Annotated in this window: 11 protein-coding genes; 8 read left to right on the forward strand and 3 right to left on the reverse strand. The window is 58.5% G+C overall.

Translation table 11 applies throughout. The annotated features are described in order from the left end of the window. Positions 1-103 precede the first annotated feature (103 nt). Complete coding sequence (locus IEI95_RS28275; protein WP_156538277.1) at positions 104-988, forward strand: SH3 domain-containing protein; 885 nt, start codon at positions 104-106, stop codon at positions 986-988. Between the two features lie 133 nt (positions 989-1,121). Here IEI95_RS28275 and IEI95_RS28280 read toward each other — a convergent pair whose 3' ends face one another. Next, positions 1,122-2,549, reverse strand: coding sequence for a virulence factor family protein (locus tag IEI95_RS28280; protein WP_234934277.1), 1,428 nt, complete (start codon positions 2,547-2,549; stop codon positions 1,122-1,124). Further along, the gene (gene mprF / locus IEI95_RS28285) at positions 2,546-5,158 is read right to left on the reverse strand and encodes a bifunctional lysylphosphatidylglycerol flippase/synthetase MprF (RefSeq protein WP_156531866.1); all 2,613 of its coding nucleotides are present in this window, start codon (positions 5,156-5,158) and stop codon (positions 2,546-2,548) included. The genes IEI95_RS28280 and mprF overlap by 4 nt, the downstream gene beginning before the upstream one ends. Before the next feature lie 506 nt (positions 5,159-5,664). On the opposite strand from mprF, the gene IEI95_RS28290 reads away from it, so the two are divergent. The 7 genes from IEI95_RS28290 to clpB all read left to right on the forward strand — a co-directional run bounded on the left by IEI95_RS28290 (position 5,665) and on the right by clpB (position 15,522). Continuing rightward, entirely contained in the window at positions 5,665-6,939 is a 1,275-nt protein-coding gene (locus IEI95_RS28290; RefSeq protein ID WP_015917270.1) for an aspartate kinase, read from the forward strand. An 85-nt stretch (positions 6,940-7,024) separates the two neighbouring features. Then, positions 7,025-9,289: a phosphoenolpyruvate--protein phosphotransferase gene (gene ptsP, locus IEI95_RS28295; protein ID WP_015917269.1), complete on the forward strand. Its 2,265-nt coding sequence runs from the start codon at positions 7,025-7,027 to the stop codon at positions 9,287-9,289. A 27-nt stretch (positions 9,290-9,316) separates the two neighbouring features. Then, positions 9,317-10,396, forward strand: coding sequence for a peptide chain release factor 1 (gene prfA / locus IEI95_RS28300; protein WP_071585084.1), 1,080 nt, complete (start codon positions 9,317-9,319; stop codon positions 10,394-10,396). Next, positions 10,393-11,274 (forward strand): peptide chain release factor N(5)-glutamine methyltransferase, encoded by an 882-nt coding sequence (gene prmC / locus IEI95_RS28305; protein ID WP_156531867.1) that lies wholly within the window; start codon positions 10,393-10,395, stop codon positions 11,272-11,274. The genes prfA and prmC overlap by 4 nt, the downstream gene beginning before the upstream one ends. Positions 11,275-11,700: 426 nt before the next feature. Next, on the forward strand, positions 11,701-12,585 hold the full coding sequence (locus IEI95_RS28310) for a DUF4167 domain-containing protein (RefSeq protein WP_156531868.1): 885 nt from the start codon (positions 11,701-11,703) through the stop codon (positions 12,583-12,585). 56 nt (positions 12,586-12,641) lie between these two features. Beyond that, a complete protein-coding gene (locus tag IEI95_RS29680; RefSeq protein WP_267972252.1) occupies positions 12,642-12,764 on the forward strand; it encodes a hypothetical protein in 123 nt (40 codons plus the stop codon). A 151-nt stretch (positions 12,765-12,915) separates the two neighbouring features. Then, entirely contained in the window at positions 12,916-15,522 is a 2,607-nt protein-coding gene (gene clpB, locus IEI95_RS28315; protein ID WP_015917265.1) for an ATP-dependent chaperone ClpB, read from the forward strand. A gap of 82 nt (positions 15,523-15,604) precedes the next feature. Here clpB and IEI95_RS28320 read toward each other — a convergent pair whose 3' ends face one another. Next, entirely contained in the window at positions 15,605-17,551 is a 1,947-nt protein-coding gene (locus tag IEI95_RS28320) for a M23 family metallopeptidase (protein ID WP_194417262.1), read from the reverse strand. Positions 17,552-17,987 lie beyond the last annotated feature (436 nt).

Consider the following 17,987-nt stretch of genomic DNA (forward strand, 5'->3'; position numbering starts at 1 on the left):
GCTGGGGGAACAAATTGCTCCTGATGGCGTTACCATGCCGAATGAACCCAATTCCAATTGGCGGGACAAGCCAAGGTCAGGGACGGCCAAGGAGATCAGATCGATGAAACCACTTTACCTGTCGGCCTTTGCAGGGCTGATGGCAGTTGCGTTGCCGGCGGCCGCTGAGGCGGCCCAGGCATTTGCAACGGCGAATGTTAACTTGCGGGCTGGGCCCAGCACACAATATCCACCTGTTCTGGTCGTGCCAGCCGGTAATTCCGTGCGGATCTTCGGCTGCCTGTCTTCGGCCAATTGGTGCGATGTCGGTTACGCGGGCTATCGCGGCTGGATTTCCGGCAGCTATTTGCAGACCCAATATTCCAACCGCCGGGTCTATGTCGATCCGGATTATTATCAGCCGCTCGGCATTCCGACCGTGACCTTCCAGGTTGATAATTATTGGGATCGCTATTATCGCGGCCGCGATTTTTACCGCGAACGGGATCGCTGGCGCCGTGCGCCGCCACCGCCGCCGGTTTGGCGCCGCGATGGTCCACCGCCCCGCTTCATGGGTGGTGATGGTCCCCCGCCTCCAGGCGCACCGGACATGGATCGCCGTCGTGGACCGGACCCAAGGATGCAGGATCCGCGAATGGACGGCGACCGTGACCGGATGATGCGCGATGACCGGCAGAGGCCTCGCCCGGATGATCGTCGGCCAGATGATCGCAGGCAAGATGACAGGCGGCCAGACGATAGACGCCCGGACGACAGGCGTCCCGATAACAGAGGGCCGGATAACATGCGTCCAGGCGATCAGCGTCGTGACCAGATGCAGCCGCCACAAGGCCAGCGTCCTGATCGGCCAGACCGCAATGCGCCGGATGGAAACCGTCCGCCGCCACCGCCGCCGCCAGCGCCAGGTCAGGCTGCCCCGCCTCCGCCTCCGCCACCACCACCGGGTGCAGCCTGTGCGCCAAACACACCGAATTGCCCGCCACGGTAATCGGCACGGACACAGGATACAGATATGAAAAGGGCCGCTTTATGCGGCCCTTTTTCATGCGGTTCATTTAAAATCTTGTTGCGCCTATACCGCGCAAAGGTCGAGCAGGGTGCGAGCAACGCTCCTTGCTTTATCAATCCAGCTTGCGGGTTTTCAGCCGATCCAGAAGCAGTTTGGCAAGGGCTTCATAGTCGCCATCGAAATGGTGACCGCCCTCAAGCTTGACGACATCGACCTTCTTCGGGTCGAGCTTGTGGCAACCATCATCTTCCTCGTCATCGGCGCCATAAAGGCATTGCACCAGGCCCGCTGGCATTTTGGCGACTTCCTTGGTGGGATCGCCGCCGGCGCCGCTGCTTTTTGCTCCCAGCCAGCCGGTCACGGAAATCTCGAAATCGGATGCCTGCGACATGGACAGCAGCGATACCTGATTGATTTTCTGACGGATATTGTCTGGCAGGAGATTATAAACCGGCGGGCTAATGTCCGCTCCGAAGGAAAAGCCGACCAGCATCACATGCTTGACCTTCCAGCGCTTGGTGAAGGCGGTGATGATGCGGGCGAGATCGTCCGCTGTTTCCTGCGGTTTGCGCTCCGACCAGAAATAGCGCAGCGAATCGACGCCGACGACGGGCAGGCCTTCACTCTGGAAATAGCTTGCCATTTCGCTGTCGATATCGCGCCAGCCACCATCACCGGAATAGATGATCGCCATCGTATCAAATGCCGGTTTATCGACATCCATCAGTGTCAGCGGCAAGCCAAGGGGCGAGGCCTCCTTGGCGGTGGCTGCGATCATCAAGTCGATGCCGTCCGACAGGGTCTGGGCGGCAGGCTTCTGGCTATCGGCCACGTCGATATCGGAATGATCCTTCAGGAGATCGGCCACATGGGCGCGCCCGGCGGGATCGGCAGAAGGCGAAAACCGGACGCTGGCCGGATCGGGAAGCGCGCCGTCGGTCAGGCCATAGACGATGCCGCCGTTCTTTTCGGTCTTGACTGCCGGGGTGCAGAACTGTTCGGGCAGGGGAATGACGTCGCCGGGATCGACAGCCAGCGTTTCGCCGATGGTCGCGTTGGGTGTCTGGGCCAGGATCGCTAAGGCCAGCGTACCGCCTTCACCGATGCCCGCCACCAGCGGCGGCAGGTAATCCGCACCGCCGACATGCCGCTGAATCTGATGGGACAGGTCCTCGATGTCGGACACGGTATAGATGCAATCGTCCTCATCGGACGACTTCAGATCGGCTTGTAGGGATTGCAGATAGCGCGGCGTATCGATGCCGACGACGATCGAGCCGTTGCTGCGCAATCTTTCAGCCTCAGTCTTCATCTTGTCGCTCCAGCCGTCCTTGTCGGACAACAGGAAAACGATGGATTTCGGTTTGTCGTCCGGCATGGCGATAACCGGATCGGGTATCGTGCCTGTTTCGTATTGCGGGTCCTCGGCCAGGGCGGGCTGCACGAAGGCGGCCGTAGACGACGCCCATGCCAGAACGCCGGCAGCCAGACAATTGCGGGCCAGACTGCCCTTGGTGAGACGATAAGTTGACGATTTCATTTCTTTACCACGCCTTTCAGACCGCCACCGATCAGGAGAGTTGCGTCCAGGAGCGCGATGACCGGACTGAGGCCGCCTGAAACGGCGAGATAGCGGGGTTGCCATTCGGGATGAAACTTTGTCTTGAAAGCCCGAAGCCCCTTGAAATTGTAGAAGCGCTCACCATGCTCATAGAATGTGTTGGCAATGCGATCCCAGACCGGGGCCACATCGCGTCTCGACAGGCCCGATAGGGGCGCCATGCCCAGGTTGAAATGTTCGTACCCCTCGCTGCGCAGATGGGTCAGCAGGCTGACGAACAGATAGTCCATTGATCCCTTCGGGGCCTCCGGCGAAAAGCGCATCAGGTCGATGGATGACTCAGCCTTGGTTTCCGTCACCAGGATATTGGCAAAAGCGACGATCCGACCTTCGAAACGCAGCACGATCACTGGCTGGCTCAGGATATAGTCATCGGTGAACGCGCCGAGGGAAAAGCCCTTTTCCTTGGCGCGGTGCTGGGCAAGCCAGCCATCCGACACGCCCCGGAGATCTTCGAGAATATCAGGCACGTTGGCCAGGGGAATGATGTCATAACTCAGTCCGTCGCGCTCGGCCTTGGCGGCACTTTGGCGAAGATTGGCCCATTTTCCGCCCTTCAGGTCGAAGCGGGAGAGATCAACGACCGCCAGTTCTCCCAGTTTGAAGGCCTGCATGCCGGCATCGGCAATCGCCGGCAGCAGTACGGGCGAGGCCTGGTAGAAGACGGCCCGGCAGCCAGCCAAACGAGCCGATTCGACGAATTGCCAAACCAGTTCGTCGCGGGACTTTTTCGGCCCGACCGGATCGAGAAAGGCGATCCACGAGCGGCCCTGCTTGCCATACATCAGGAAAGCCAGGCCATCCGGTGAAAACATCACGGCCTTGTCGCCGGTGCGCACCAGATTGCTATCGGCCACATCCGACTTGCTGAGAATGGCGACGGCCTTCTCTATATCTTCCGGGCTTGACGGCGTCACGGCGGGCGCTGCGGGGCGCAGCAGGCTGAAGACCGCCAGCGCCGATGAGAAGATGGTCAGGCCCAGCATGGCGCGCAGCGAGCGCGGCGCTTCTTCCGAAAACTCGAATTCCCACCAGAGCGAGCGGGTGTAATCGACATCGCGATAGACGAAGAACAGGATGAAGCAGGCAAAAATGCAGATCAGGGCGATGGCAGTCAGCCAGGACGAGGTCAGCACCTGGCGAAACAGCGAGGCGGGGCGAATGAACAGCCGCTTGCTGGCGAACAGGCCGATCAGCAGGATGGCTAGCGCCGAGGCTTCCAGCACCGCAAAGGCTTTCAGCAGCGAGAGGACCAGGGCGGTCGAGGCTCCAACCATGGCCGCCCACCACGCGCCGTCCAACCGCTGGGCAAGGCCGCGCGCCGCGATGACCAGAAATAGCCCGAGCAAGCTGGTGAAGAAATGCGCGCCTTCCACCACGGGCAGCGGCACGATGTTTTGCAGGAATTCGAGATTGCTTTCCGGCGTCGGCGTGACGCTGGAGAAAATCAGCATGACGCCGAGAATGAAGGTCAGTGCGCCGAGAAGTGCCGGTGATATTCGGGCTGCGGTGCGTCCGACCCCGGCTAGTGCCGGGGTTTTGGAATAATGACGCAGCTCGGTGATTGTCACCAGCACGATGGCCAGAATCAGCGGTAAAACATAATAGATCAGGCGGTAAACCACCAGCGAGGCGAGCACCGCGTCGATATTGGTGGTCGGGCCAAGCGCGGCGATGATGACGGTTTCAAACACGCCGATGCCAGCAGGCACATGACTGAGTACGCCAATACCAATCGCGATGGAATAGATTGCAAAGAAGGCTGGCCAGGAAATGGCGGCCTGTTCCGGCAAGAGCGCATAGACGACCGAGGCGGAAAAGGCGAGATCGGCCACGGTGACCAGAAACTGCCGCGACAGGGTCGGGGTATCGGCCATCCGTAACGTCACGCCGGCAAAGGTCAGGCTGCGGCGCTGGCCGATGACGATCAGCACGGCAAAGCCAAGGACGATGGCAATCGCCAGGCCGCGCAGCCAGAGCGGGCTGATATTCAGCAGCGGCGCGATTTCCGAGGACATCGGAATAAGCGACAGCGCGGTGACCGCGGCAAGCCCCAGGCTGAAGGACAGGGTGACGAAGGCGATGACACGGCCGATTTCATCCGGGGCAAGGCCTGCCCGCGAATAGGCCCGGTAGCGGATCGCGCCACCCGACAGCATGCCGAAGCCCGCCGCATTGCCAACTGCATAGGCACTGAAGGCGGTCAGCGCCACTTCCGCCATCGGGCGTTTGCGGCCGATGAATTCCATGGCGTTCCAGTCGTAGAGACACAGCGACAGGAAGCTGAGCGCGGTAAACACCACCGCCAGCAGGATCTGGTCATAGCCGGTGGTGGCCATGGCCGAGACGACGTCGTCATAGCTGACTTCTTCCGTCAGCCGGTAGATCGCCAGCGCTACGGCGGCAAAAATGACCAGCGTGAACACGGCGGCAATCGCCCTGCCATAATCGGCAAGGGCTGCCCGCCATCCGGACCTGGTCGGCGGCTCGGCGCTTTCCTGGCTCTCGGATTGTATTTCGGCTGCCATGCGATCGTCCCTTTCATTGACTGCTTTTGTCTGCCGCGACCGGTTCGCGGCGGCATTTTATATGTCGCGCCTATTCCCATTTGGCATCCGCCGCATGAATTTCCCCTGAAACCCTGACAGGTTTAAGGAAATATGCGGTAAATCTTATACCAACTGCCATTAAAAATGGCAGTTGGTATTCCTTTTTCGAATATTTCAAGCCTTTGACGTATTTGAGATATTCGAAACTCGCTTAAGGCGAGGATGCGTTAGCATCTTCGAGCCTCGGTATTAACGGTATCGGACATGTTGCCGTTCTCTACTGAATTATCGCTGAATGGGGTATCCCAAATTCATGACAAAAACGTTTGCATAGAGAGCGGCATGGATGCCGCCTCAATGCAGTGAACTTGCCGTTGCACCTTGGCCCCGAATTGTCTAAAAGCCCGCCAGCCGCATTGTGAAATGCAGAGATTGGTTTCAGCCGGATATGTCCGGCACAGGTTTGAGGTCAAGACGGTCGGGCCATGGCGCGCATTGTGATGAAATTCGGCGGTACATCCGTCGCCAATCTTGAACGCATTCACAACGTGGCGCGGCATGTGAAACGTGAAGTGGATGCCGGCCACGAAGTTGCCGTGGTGGTTTCGGCCATGTCCGGCAAGACCAACGAATTGGTGGACTGGGTCCAGACCATGCCCAAGGTCGCCGGTGCTGCTTCGCCTTTCTATGATGCGCGTGAATATGACGCTATCGTGGCCTCCGGTGAACAGGTGACATCCGGTCTGCTCGCCATCGCCCTGCAATCGCTCGGTATTAATGCCCGCTCCTGGCAGGGCTGGCAGATTGCCATCAAGACCGACAATGCGCATGGCGCGGCCCGCATCCAGGACATCGACGGTTCCGATATCATCCGCCGTATGGGTGAGGGGCAGGTCGCCGTGGTGGCCGGTTTCCAGGGCATTGGCCCGGACAATCGCATTGCCACGCTGGGTCGCGGCGGCTCCGATACATCGGCTGTCGCAATCGCTGCGGCTGTGAAGGCCGACCGTTGCGACATCTATACCGATGTCGATGGTGTCTATACCACCGATCCACGCATCGAACCCAAGGCGCGCCGCCTGAAAAAGGTGGCCTTCGAGGAAATGCTGGAAATGGCTTCGCTTGGCGCCAAGGTATTGCAGGTGCGCTCCGTCGAACTGGCCATGGTACACAAGGTGCGCACCTTCGTGCGCTCGAGCTTTGAAGATCCCGATGCTCCGGGCATGGGTGACGTGCTGAATCCGCCCGGAACGTTGATTTGCGATGAGGAAGAGATCGTGGAACAGGAAGTTGTGACCGGCATTGCCTATGCCAAGGACGAAGCCCAGATATCCCTGCGCCGGCTGGCTGATCGTCCCGGTGTTTCGGCGGCGATTTTCGGACCGCTGTCCGAATCGCATATCAATGTCGATATGATCGTCCAGAATATTTCCGAGGACGGTTCCAAGACCGATATGACCTTTACCGTCCCATCCGGGGATGTGGATAAAGCCCTGAAAGTGCTCTCCGACAACCAGGAAAAAATCGGTTTCGACGTGGTGCAAAGCGAAAAGGGCCTGGTCAAGGTCTCGGTGATCGGCATTGGCATGCGCAGCCACGCAGGGGTTGCGGCGACCGCTTTCCGTGCACTTGCCGATAAAGGCATCAATATCAAGGCGATCACCACCTCCGAGATCAAGATTTCCATCCTGATCGACGGTCCTTACGCTGAATTGGCTGTTCGCACTTTGCATTCCTGCTACGGTCTCGATAAGGCTTGATCAACGGGTGGGAATTTGCCACCCTTGATCACTACCTCCGGGCCCATTTTGCGCCTGGATTGTCATTATCGGGAGCATGCACGCGATGAGAGACCTTTCCGCAGGTCCGCGCGTCCTCCTCAAGCGGCTTCGCGAATTGATGGCGGAGCCCCTTGAGCCTCAGGAGCGTCTTGACCGTATCACTCGCCAGATCGCGAGCAATATGGTTGCCGAAGTTTGCTCCGTTTATGTTTTGCGTTCCGATGGTGTGCTGGAGCTTTACGCCACCGAAGGTCTCAATCCCGACGCGGTGCATCTGGCCCAGCTGAAAATGGGGCAAGGTCTGGTCGGTACCATCGCGGCATCCGCCCAACCACTCAATCTTTCCGATGCGCAGGCGCATCCCGCTTTCCGCTATCTCCCTGAAACCGGTGAGGAAATTTATCATTCCTTCCTCGGCGTGCCGATTTTGCGGGCTGGCCGCAGTCTTGGCGTTCTTGTCGTCCAGAACAAGGCGCAACGGAATTATCGGGAAGACGAGCTTGAAGCGCTTGAAACCACGGCCATGGTGCTGGCCGAAATGATTGCCACTGGCGATTTGAAGAAGATTACCCGGCCGGGCCTTGAACTGGACCTGACGCGGGCCGTGACCATCGATGGCGACAGCTATAGCGAGGGCATCGGCCTTGGCCATGTCGTGCTGCACGAGCCGCGCATCGTGGTTACCAATCTGTTGAACGAGGATACTGAGACCGAGTTGAAGCGGATGGCCGAATCGCTCGGCTCTCTGCGCATCTCCATCGATGACATGCTGTCGCGCCGCGAAGTGGCAATGGAAGGCGAGCATCGTGAGGTGCTGGAAACCTACCGGATGTTTGCCCATGACCAGGGCTGGGTGCGGCGCATGGAAGAGGCAATCCGCAACGGTCTGACGGCGGAAGCGGCGGTTGAAAAGGTCCAGAGCGATACCAAGGCGCGGATGATGCGCCTGACCGATCCCTATATGCGCGAGCGCATGCATGATTTTGACGATCTGGCCAACCGGCTGCTGCGGCAATTGACCGGATTTTCCGGCAGCAGTGCCGAAGGATTTCCCTCGGATGCGGTGATTTTCGCCCGTGCGATGGGCGCTGCCGAATTGCTCGATTATCCGCGTCAGAACATTCGCGGTCTGGTACTCGAAGACGGCGCCGTCACCAGCCATGTGGTGATCGTCGCCCGTGCCATGGGCATTGCCGTGGTCGGACAGGCAGCCGGTGCCGTGGCGCTGGCTGAAAACGGTGATGCCGTTATTATCGATGGCGATGACGGTAAGGTGCATGTGCGCCCGATGGTCGATTTGCAGACGGCCTATGAGGAAAAGGTCAAGCTGCGCGCCCGCCGTCAGGAGCAGTTCAAGGCGCTGCGCGATGTTGAGCCGCTCAGCAAGGACGGACAGCGAATCAAATTGCAGATGAATGCCGGTTTGATGGTCGATCTGCCGCAATTGGCCGAATCGGGGGCCGAGGGCATTGGCTTGTTCCGCACCGAGTTGCAATTCATGATCGCCTCGACCATGCCCAAGGCCGATGAGCAGGAAGCGCTCTATCGCAATGTGCTGAAACAGGCGAAGGGTCGGCCCGTCACCTTCCGCACGCTGGATATCGGCGGCGATAAGGTCCTGCCCTATTTCCGCAGCCATGAGGAAGAAAATCCGGCTCTCGGCTGGCGCGCCATCCGGCTGTCGCTGGACCGGCCCGGCCTGTTGCGCACCCAGATGCGGGCGCTGTTGAAGGCCGCGACCGGGGGTGAGCTGAAGATGATGCTGCCGATGGTCACGGAAGTGTCGGAAATCCGCGCTGCCCGCGAATTGCTGCAGAAGGAAGTGCAGCATATTTCCAAATTCGGCCATGGCCTGCCAAAGCGGCTGCAATTCGGCGTGATGCTGGAGGTTCCTGCCCTGATGTGGCAACTTGACGAGTTGATGCAGGAAGTGGATTTCGTCTCGGTCGGCTCCAATGACCTGTTCCAGTTTTCCATGGCGGTCGACCGGGGCAATGCCCGGGTGTCCGACCGGTTTGACACTCTGGGCCGGCCTTTCCTGCGCATTCTGCGTGATATTGTCCGTGCTGCCGACCGGCATGATACGCCGGTGACGCTGTGTGGTGAGATGGCGGGAAAGCCGTTGTCATCCATGGCGCTGTTTGCTATCGGCTTCCGTTCGGTGTCGATGTCGCCGACGGCCATCGGTCCGATCAAGGCCATGCTGTTGCAATTGGATATCGGCAGGCTTTCCGCCGAGTTGAACGCGCTTCTGGACGACAACAGGCCAAGTGAGCCGATCCGGGCTTTCCTGACACGGTTTGCCGAACAGAACGGCGTTCCGGTCTGATTTCTGAAGAAAAACAAGAGGTAAAGGGTGGCGAAGCTTCCTGTCGATAAAATGCGCGAGCTTGAGCGCCGGTTTGGCGAAATCGAGGCGCGCATGTCTGCCGGGCCTGCCGCCGACGTCTATGTCAAGCTTGCCTCGGAATATTCCGAGTTGCAGCCGGTGGTCAAAGCCATCCGCGAACTGGGGCTGGCGGAAAAGGAAGTTGCTGATCTGAAGGCGCTGCTGGCCGACAAGTCCACGGACCGCGAGATGCGCGATCTGGCGGAAATGGAGCTGCCGGATGTCGAGGCGCGGCTGGAAGGACTGGAAAAGGAAATCCAGATCCAGCTTCTGCCCAAGGATGCCGCGGACGAGAAAAGTGCGATCCTGGAAATTCGTGCCGGTACGGGTGGGTCCGAAGCCGCGTTGTTTGCCGGTGACTTGTTTCGGATGTATGAGCGTTTCGCGGCGGGCAAGGGCTGGAAAGTCGAGGTCCTGTCTTCCAGTGAAGGCGATGCCGGGGGCTTTAAGGAAATTATCGCCACCGTGACCGGACGCGGGGTATTTTCCAAGCTGAAATTCGAATCCGGTGTTCACCGGGTGCAGCGCGTTCCCGATACGGAGACGCAAGGACGTATCCATACGTCGGCTGCTACCGTGGCGGTTTTGCCCGAGGCGGAAGAGATCGATATCGAGGTTCGGGCTGAAGACATTCGCATCGACACGATGCGCTCTTCCGGGGCAGGCGGCCAGCATGTCAACACCACGGACTCTGCGGTGCGCATTACCCATCTGCCGACCGGCCTGGTGGTGACCAGCTCAGAAAAATCCCAGCACCAGAACCGGGCAAAAGCCATGCAGGTGCTGCGTTCGCGTCTGTTCGACATGGAACGCCAGCGGGCCGACAGCGAACGATCGGCTGATCGCAAGAGCCAGGTTGGCTCCGGTGACCGGTCCGAGCGGATCCGCACCTATAATTTCCCGCAGGGCCGGGTGACCGATCACCGGATCAACCTGACCCTCTACAAGCTCGACCGGATGATGATGGGTGAAATCGATGAAGTGGTCGATGCCCTGATCGCCGATTATCAGGCTGGACAATTGGCGCAACTCGGCGAACACGCATGACAGGCGCACCGGTGACGCTGAAGCAGGCGATCACTGCCGCCCGTCTCCGGTTTGCGCAAGCGTGTATCGCCGATGCGCCAAGCGATGCGCGGACCTTGATCGCCGGTCTTCTTGGACTGACGTCGACCGATCTTATCCTGCAGGACAACCGGGTTTTGAGCGCCGAGGAGACGAGCCTGATCGAGGCGGCAGTCGAGCGACGTCTGTTGTTTGAGCCTGTCCACCGGATTTTGGGACGGCGGGCCTTTTACGGTCTGGAACTGGCCCTGTCGCCAGCGACATTGGAACCGCGACCCGATACGGAAATCCTGATTGAGCGTGTTTTGCCGCATCTTCATGCCATGGTGGCGAAGAATGGCAGCGTCCGCCTGCTGGATATGGGGACGGGCACCGGGGCAATTGCCCTGGCGCTTTTGCAGGAGTGTCCAGGTGCTACAGCATTGGCGACCGATATTTCCGCCGAAGCGCTGGCCATGGCGCGGCAGAACGCCGCAGCCAATACTCTTTCTGACCGGTTCGAGACGCTGCAAAGCCATTGGTACGAGGCGTTATCGGGCCGTTTTGACATCATTCTGTCGAATCCGCCCTATATTGTCAGCGATGTGATTAAAGATCTGGCCCCTGATGTTCGGCTTTATGATCCTGCCGTAGCACTTGACGGTGGCGACGATGGGCTGGATGCTTACCGTGCAATTGCCGCTGGCGCCGCCGGTTTTCTGAAACCGGGCGGTCTGGTTGGGGTGGAAATCGGTTACGATCAGGCGATGGCGGTGACACAACTTTTCGCAAACAATAGCTTCGTTCTTGTGGAAAGCGCAAAGGATCACGGTGATAATGATCGGATTCTGTTGTTTGCTCAGACCGGACCGCAACTATAGTGGTATTCACCAAGGAACTTTCTGCAATGCAAAGAAAGGGCTTGGTTTTCGAAAGGAAGCGGGATAGGTTGCAGACACGCACCGGGCAGCGGGGAATGAACAAAGATTCGTTTGGCTCTGGGTCGACCGCAAACATGCCTCCTTAAGGAGACGGTAGCGGCGCGAATGATCCTGGTGCGTGGATCAAATAATTTACTGCTTGATTCCTTAAGCCGAAGTCGGATTAAGGGCAAAAATTATGCAGAATGTTAACGTGTTACAGTCGACCCTCACGCATTTTATAGAATGCAAGGAGCTGTGATAGTCACCAGCGGCCGTATGTTGCATTGGCGCAGTATGCCCCGCAGCGCGTGGAGCCCCGGTTCGATTGAGCGAACGGGCCGCGTCGCCCTCATATCAGCAAGACAGAAATCAGGTGAGTAATCGATGAGGCCAGGACAGCAAAACAAGCGCAGTCGGGGGCGTAGCAGTGGCGGCAGCAATAATAACAACGGCAACAATTTCAACCGCAAGGGCTCCAACCCGCTGACCCGCACCTATGACAGTTCGGGTCCTGACGTGAAGATCCGCGGCACGGCGCAGCATATCGCTGAAAAATATATGGCGCTGGCGCGCGATTCGCATAGTTCAGGCGACCGGGTCATGGCCGAGAACTATTTGCAGCATGCCGAACATTATAACCGCATCATTGCCGCCGCCCAGGCGCAGATGCAGGAGCGGGTCCATCGCGACGACCGCGATTATAATGACCGCGACGGTTCCGACATGGATGGCGACGAGGGCGATAACGGTCTGGACCGTGGCTACCAGCCGCAGCCTGAGATGCCGGTTCAGCAGCCCCGCATTCAGCAGGAACGGGTTCAGCCAGAGCGCGCCCAGCAGGAGCGTCCAGAGCGCACCGAACGGCAGGACCGTCCAGAACGGGCCGAGCGTCCGGAGCGCCCAGAACGGGCCGAGCGTCCTGATCGCCGCGAGCGCACGCATCAGGACCGCCGGCCACAGCCGATTGCGCAGCCGCAGCCTGAGCTGGACATTGCCGGAAGCGGACCGCAGCCGGTGATTGAGAAGACCCCGGTCGAAGCTGAATTTGCCGCTGAGGAAAGCGCACAGCAGGCCAGCGCGAAGTCGGATCGGCCCCAGACCCGCCGCCGCACGCCTGCTGCCCGTCCGCGCCGTCCGCGCCGCACAGCCGAAGAGATTGCGGCCGAAGCGAATGGTGAGGCGAGTGCCGAAGGCAAGCCACCGGCCAAGGGTCGCGACAAGGCCAATAATGGCGATGCTCCGGCTCTTGCCGATATCGTTTCGGAATAATATCCATCGGTGATTGAACCAGACAGACTCTGGCCAGACAGACTCTGGAATGACTGATGACCAAAATTAGCCCCTTCTCCTTTTCTGGAGCAGGGGCTTTTTTATTTTTTGATGATTTGTTTTCAGTTGTTTGCCTTTCATCAAGCGTGCCTGATTTTTTGTGCGAAGCCACTCTTTAAAGGGCAAAATCGCCTCCCCATATCAGCTTTGACGAATTGAGCGGAATCCCTTTAAAGGATTGAATTCAATCACCGGGCCTGCCGAATGGGGGCCTGATCCTCAAAACCCATGCCGTGCCTTGACGGGCGGCCTGGAGACTGGAGAGCGAAAATGAACGTTGAAAAATATTCCGAACGGGTGCGCGGCTTTTTGCAGTCTGCCCAGACGCATGCGCTGTCGGAAGGCCACCAGCAATTTACCCCTGAACATGTGTTGAAAGTGCTTCTGGATGATGAGCAGGGCATGGCCTCCTCGCTGATCAGCCGCGCGGGCGGCGATCCAAAGGAAGTCAGGATCGCCAATGATGCAGCGCTTGCCAAGCTGCCGAAAGTGTCGGGCGGCAATGGTCAGGTCTATCTTGCCCAGCCCCTGGCCCGGGTGTTTTCCACCGCGGAAGACGCGGCCAAGAAGGCGGGCGACAGTTTCGTTACCGTCGAGCGGCTGCTGCTGGCCCTGGCGGTCGAAACCTCGGCATCCACATCTGCCAGCCTGAAAAAGGGCGGGGTTACGGCTGCGGCGTTGAACCAGGTGATCAATGATGTCCGCAAGGGACGCACCGCCGACACCGCCAATGCCGAACAGGGCTTCGACGCTTTGAAGAAATATGCCCGTGACTTGACGGCAGAGGCACGAGAAGGCCGGCTCGATCCGGTGATCGGTCGCGATGATGAAATTCGCCGCACGATGCAAGTCCTGTCGCGCCGCACCAAGAACAATCCGGTCCTGATCGGTGAACCCGGCGTTGGCAAGACGGCGATTGCCGAAGGCCTGGCTATTCGTATCGTCAACGGCGATGTGCCCGAAAGTCTTAAAGACAAGAAACTGATGGCGCTGGATATGGGCTCCCTGATTGCCGGGGCCAAATATCGCGGTGAATTCGAGGAACGCTTGAAGGCCGTGTTGAACGAAGTTCAGGCCGATAACGGCGAGATCATCCTGTTTATCGACGAAATGCACACGCTGGTCGGCGCGGGCAAGAGCGATGGCGCCATGGATGCGTCCAACTTGCTGAAACCCGCACTGGCGCGTGGCGAATTGCATTGCGTTGGGGCAACGACGCTGGACGAATATCGCAAGCATGTGGAAAAAGACCCGGCGCTTGCACGGCGTTTCCAGCCTGTGATGGTGGATGAGCCGACGGTGGAGGATACGATTTCCATCCTGCGCGGCCTCAAGGAAAAATATGAGCAGCATCACAAGGTTCGGATTGCCGATTCGGCCATCGTCGCAGCTGCGACCTTGTCGAATCGTTACATCACCGACCGCTTCCTGCCGGACAAAGCCATCGACTTGATGGACGAAGCTGCCTCGCGTCTGCGCATGCAGGTGGATTCCAAGCCGGAAGAGCTGGATGAATTGGACCGCCGTATCATTCAGTTGAAGATCGAGCGGGAAGCCCTGAAGAAGGAAACCGACATCGCGTCCGCCGACCGCTTGAAGCGGCTGGAAAGCGAATTGGCCTCGCTGGAAGAAGAAGCCGATGCGCTGACGGCCCGCTGGCAGTCGGAAAAACAGAAGCTGGGTCTTGCGGCCGATCTCAAGCGTCAGCTTGATGAGGCGCGCAACGACTTGGCCATCGCCCAGCGCAAGGGCGAATTCCAGCGTGCCGGCGAACTTGCCTATGGCGTTATTCCAGGCCTCGAAAAGCAGTTGACCGATGCCGAGGCAAAGGATGCCTCTGGCGCGGCCAGCATGGTGCAGGAAGTGGTGACACCCGACAATATCGCTCATATCGTCTCGCGTTGGACCGGCATCCCGGTGGACCGGATGTTGCAGGGCGAACGGGAAAAGCTGCTGAGAATGGAAGACGAACTGGCAAAATCGGTGGTCGGGCAGGGCGATGCGGTGCAGGCCGTATCGCGGGCCGTGCGCCGCTCGCGGGCCGGACTTCAGGACCCCAACCGGCCGATTGGCTCCTTCATCTTCCTCGGTCCGACTGGCGTCGGCAAAACAGAGTTGACCAAGTCCCTGGCTCGGTTCCTGTTCGATGATGAAACGGCCATGGTTCGCCTCGACATGTCGGAATATATGGAGAAACACTCCGTATCCCGGCTGATTGGCGCGCCTCCGGGCTATGTCGGCTATGAGGAAGGCGGCGCTCTGACGGAATCGGTGCGGCGCAAGCCCTATCAGGTCGTGCTGTTCGATGAGATCGAAAAGGCGCATCCCGATGTCTTCAACGTGCTCTTGCAGGTTCTGGATGACGGTCGCCTGACGGATGGCCAGGGCCGAACGGTGGATTTCAAGAACACGATCATCATCATGACGTCCAATCTCGGGGCCGAATATCTGACAGCCCTTGGTGAGAACGAGGATGTCGATAGTGTTCGAGACCAGGTGATGAGCGTTGTCCGGGCCTCTTTCCGTCCCGAATTCCTCAACCGTGTCGATGAGATCATCCTGTTCCATCGCCTGCGGCGCAGTGAAATGGGTGCGATTGTCGAGATCCAGATGCAGCGGCTCTTGGCTCTGTTGGCAGAACGCAAGATCACCGTTGATCTTGGCGGGGATGCTCGCGATTGGATGGCCAATAAGGGCTATGATCCGGTTTATGGTGCAAGGCCATTGAAACGGGTGATCCAGAAATACTTGCAGGATCCGTTGGCCGAGCAGATCCTGTCGGGCGAAGTGCTTGACGGTAGCGAGGTGAAAATCACCGCCGGTTCGGACCGCTTGCTGATCAAGCCGGTCAAGCCGATGGATCAGGTCGCAGCCTGATGACGATCAGGCAGCCCCTTTCTTCATAACGCTTTGATGGCGGCCTTTTGGCCGCCATTTCCATATCATCGTTATTGGGTTTTCAATTGTTGGCAGCAAGCTGCCGATTTTTCTCGGCACTGCTCAGCAGATCGTCAATGCGCTGCCGCTCCTGCTCGAATTTTGCCAACGTACCGCCGTTCAGCGACTTGCCGTCCGGCAAGCGGACCTTCATCGGATCGACCTTGGTGCCGTTGACGATGATTTCGTAATGCAGGTGCGGGCCGGTGGACTCACCGGTCGTCCCCACCCAGCCGATCACCTGACCCTGGCGGATCTTTGCCCCGGCAACGACACCTTTGGCGATGGCGCTTTGGTGGTTATAGGAGCTTTCATAGCCGTTCGGATGGCGAATGATTGTCTGGTTGCCATAACCGCCGGAATCCCACCCGGCTTTTTCAACCGTTCCGCTGCCGGCAGCGATGATCGGCGAACCGGATGGGGCACCCCAATCGACGCCGGTATGCATGCGCGAATAACCAAGGATCGGATGTCGGCGCATGCCGAAGCCCGAGCGGAACACACCATTCGGAACCGGATTGCGAATCAGGAACTGGCGATTGGTCTTACCGTTTTCGTCAAAATAATCGACGGAATTGTCGGATGGGTCCTGAAAACGGTAGAGCGATGTTGTCGTGTCGCCAAAACGCGCCCGTAGGAAAAGCAGTTCTGAATCCGCCGCGGCCTTGCCGCTTTCATCCGCAGCGGAATAGAAAACCTCCAACCCGTCAGTCGGCCTTAGCGGCGCCTGCAAATCCACGCTGCTGGCCAGCAGCCGGACCATTTGCCCTGTCAGTTCCTTGCTGAGCCCGTAGGAAAGGGAAGCCCGGTAAATTCCATCATAAATACTGGGTAAGTCACGGCTTGCCATCACCGGAGGGCTATTCTCATCAAAGGCCGTTGCAATGGCATCCAGCATAGGCGGCTCAGACCCTTCAACGAGATGGCTCTGATCATCAACCGCCATTGTGACCAGATGCTTGCCGCCACGATAGGCGCTGAACCGGACCACACGGGCCTGTTCCCCGCGCTGAATAATGCCGAGGCGCAGAACATCCCCGGATTGCAGCGAGGGGCTTCCCAATTTTTCACTAAGGCTGTCGGAAATCGCCCTGGCTTTGGCTTCGGGGTAGCCCGCACCGGTCAAGGCGGCAATGATGGTCTGCTCGCGGCGAACCGGAATAATATCGTCGGCATATTCGTTGGTATCCGGCGTGACAGGGTCCGGGGTAGATACGCTTAGATTTTGCTCAACGACGCGGGCCGAAAGGCCTGGGTTTATGTCGAGATCGGCATCCGGATCGGCAAACCGCTCTGGGTCTATATAATAGAGGCCGGAAACCTGTTGCGTTCCTTCCGTCAATACGGAGCCATTGGATCGCACATTCTCTTCTACCTCATCCGAAGTCATGCCCGGCGCTGCCTTGAAAGGCGTGCCGTTTACAGGAAAGGCAACCGTCTTCAGGCTGATCTCGGAATCGACGTTTGAGCCGTAGATCGTACCGGTGCGCGGGGTTACCGTCTGTTCGTCACCGGCAAAAATACTCAAGGGATCAAAAGGCGGGTAGTTTTCCTGAGTGGAAAGACTGGTCGACACCAGCATTTTCAAATGAGTGAATGGCTGGCGGCGTACCACATCCTTGTCTCCGCTGCGGATCACGGTTGACACATCCAGTACGGACCGGCTCGCCGTCTTGGCCGAGATGACAGTATTGATCAAACGTCCACCGCGGCGCACGCCATCGGCACTATCATTGTGTTGCTTGAGATCAGCGAGCGCAAAGGCCTCAGCCGGTATCGCTAATTGCTGGCGGCCATCCAGTGCTGCAAAAAGTGCCACGCCCATCAGGACTGACGAGGTGATACCGGTGAGAAATGTGCCTGTCAGCCAGCGTAGCGAAATTTCCCGACGATCAGGCGCACGCCTTCCATCCGCGAGGATCGGAGGTTCCATGCCAAGGGATCGCAACAGGTTCTTATCCAAGCTCATTTCTGCCTGTTACCACCATATATCCCGACACTCCTGATATTTTGTCTGCTGTCGAGCAGATCGCATCAGTCTGGCGCTTCGAGGCTATGCCTTTGGGCGCCGTTGTATACCATCTGCCCGCTTGGCGCTTAGCTGTCAAACCCTGCGGTAATCCACGCGTTGCCTATATTAAAGACTATAAGGCTTATTCCACGGCTGTCTTTCAGTAGTGGAGGCAATAGCGCGATTTTCGAAGTTCCGCCGTTTATTGGTCAAAACATCGGATTGTGTAAATCTAAGGGCGCTGAGGGGAAAATGCGCCATTTATGTATCCAAATGAGGAATAGGCGCGGAATGTAGACCATTCCACACCCTATATCTGGTTTGACATGGCGGAACTCCAATAAGCCTGAAAGCACACCACATGACGCGAACATCATTTTTGTTTATTTTTTCA

It is taken from the genome of Agrobacterium vitis (assembly GCF_014926405.1).
In the GTDB taxonomy this organism is placed as follows: domain Bacteria; phylum Pseudomonadota; class Alphaproteobacteria; order Rhizobiales; family Rhizobiaceae; genus Allorhizobium; species Allorhizobium vitis_H.

Excerpts from the sequence above, each read along its gene's own strand:
- IEI95_RS28275 (WP_156538277.1), top strand. The coding sequence starts at position 104 with ATGAAACCACTTTACCTGTCGGCCTTTGCAGGGCTGATGGCAGTTGCG.
- IEI95_RS28280 (WP_234934277.1), bottom strand. The coding sequence starts at position 2,549 with ATGAAATCGTCAACTTATCGTCTCACCAAGGGCAGTCTGGCCCGCAAT.
- mprF (WP_156531866.1), bottom strand. The coding sequence starts at position 5,158 with ATGGCAGCCGAAATACAATCCGAGAGCCAGGAAAGCGCCGAGCCGCCG.
- IEI95_RS28290 (WP_015917270.1), top strand. The coding sequence starts at position 5,665 with ATGGCGCGCATTGTGATGAAATTCGGCGGTACATCCGTCGCCAATCTT.
- ptsP (WP_015917269.1), top strand. The coding sequence starts at position 7,025 with ATGAGAGACCTTTCCGCAGGTCCGCGCGTCCTCCTCAAGCGGCTTCGC.
- prmC (WP_156531867.1), top strand. The coding sequence starts at position 10,393 with ATGACAGGCGCACCGGTGACGCTGAAGCAGGCGATCACTGCCGCCCGT.
- IEI95_RS28310 (WP_156531868.1), top strand. The coding sequence starts at position 11,701 with ATGAGGCCAGGACAGCAAAACAAGCGCAGTCGGGGGCGTAGCAGTGGC.
- IEI95_RS29680 (WP_267972252.1), top strand. The coding sequence starts at position 12,642 with ATGACCAAAATTAGCCCCTTCTCCTTTTCTGGAGCAGGGGCTTTTTTA.
- clpB (WP_015917265.1), top strand. The coding sequence starts at position 12,916 with ATGAACGTTGAAAAATATTCCGAACGGGTGCGCGGCTTTTTGCAGTCT.
- IEI95_RS28320 (WP_194417262.1), bottom strand. The coding sequence starts at position 17,551 with ATGAGCTTGGATAAGAACCTGTTGCGATCCCTTGGCATGGAACCTCCG.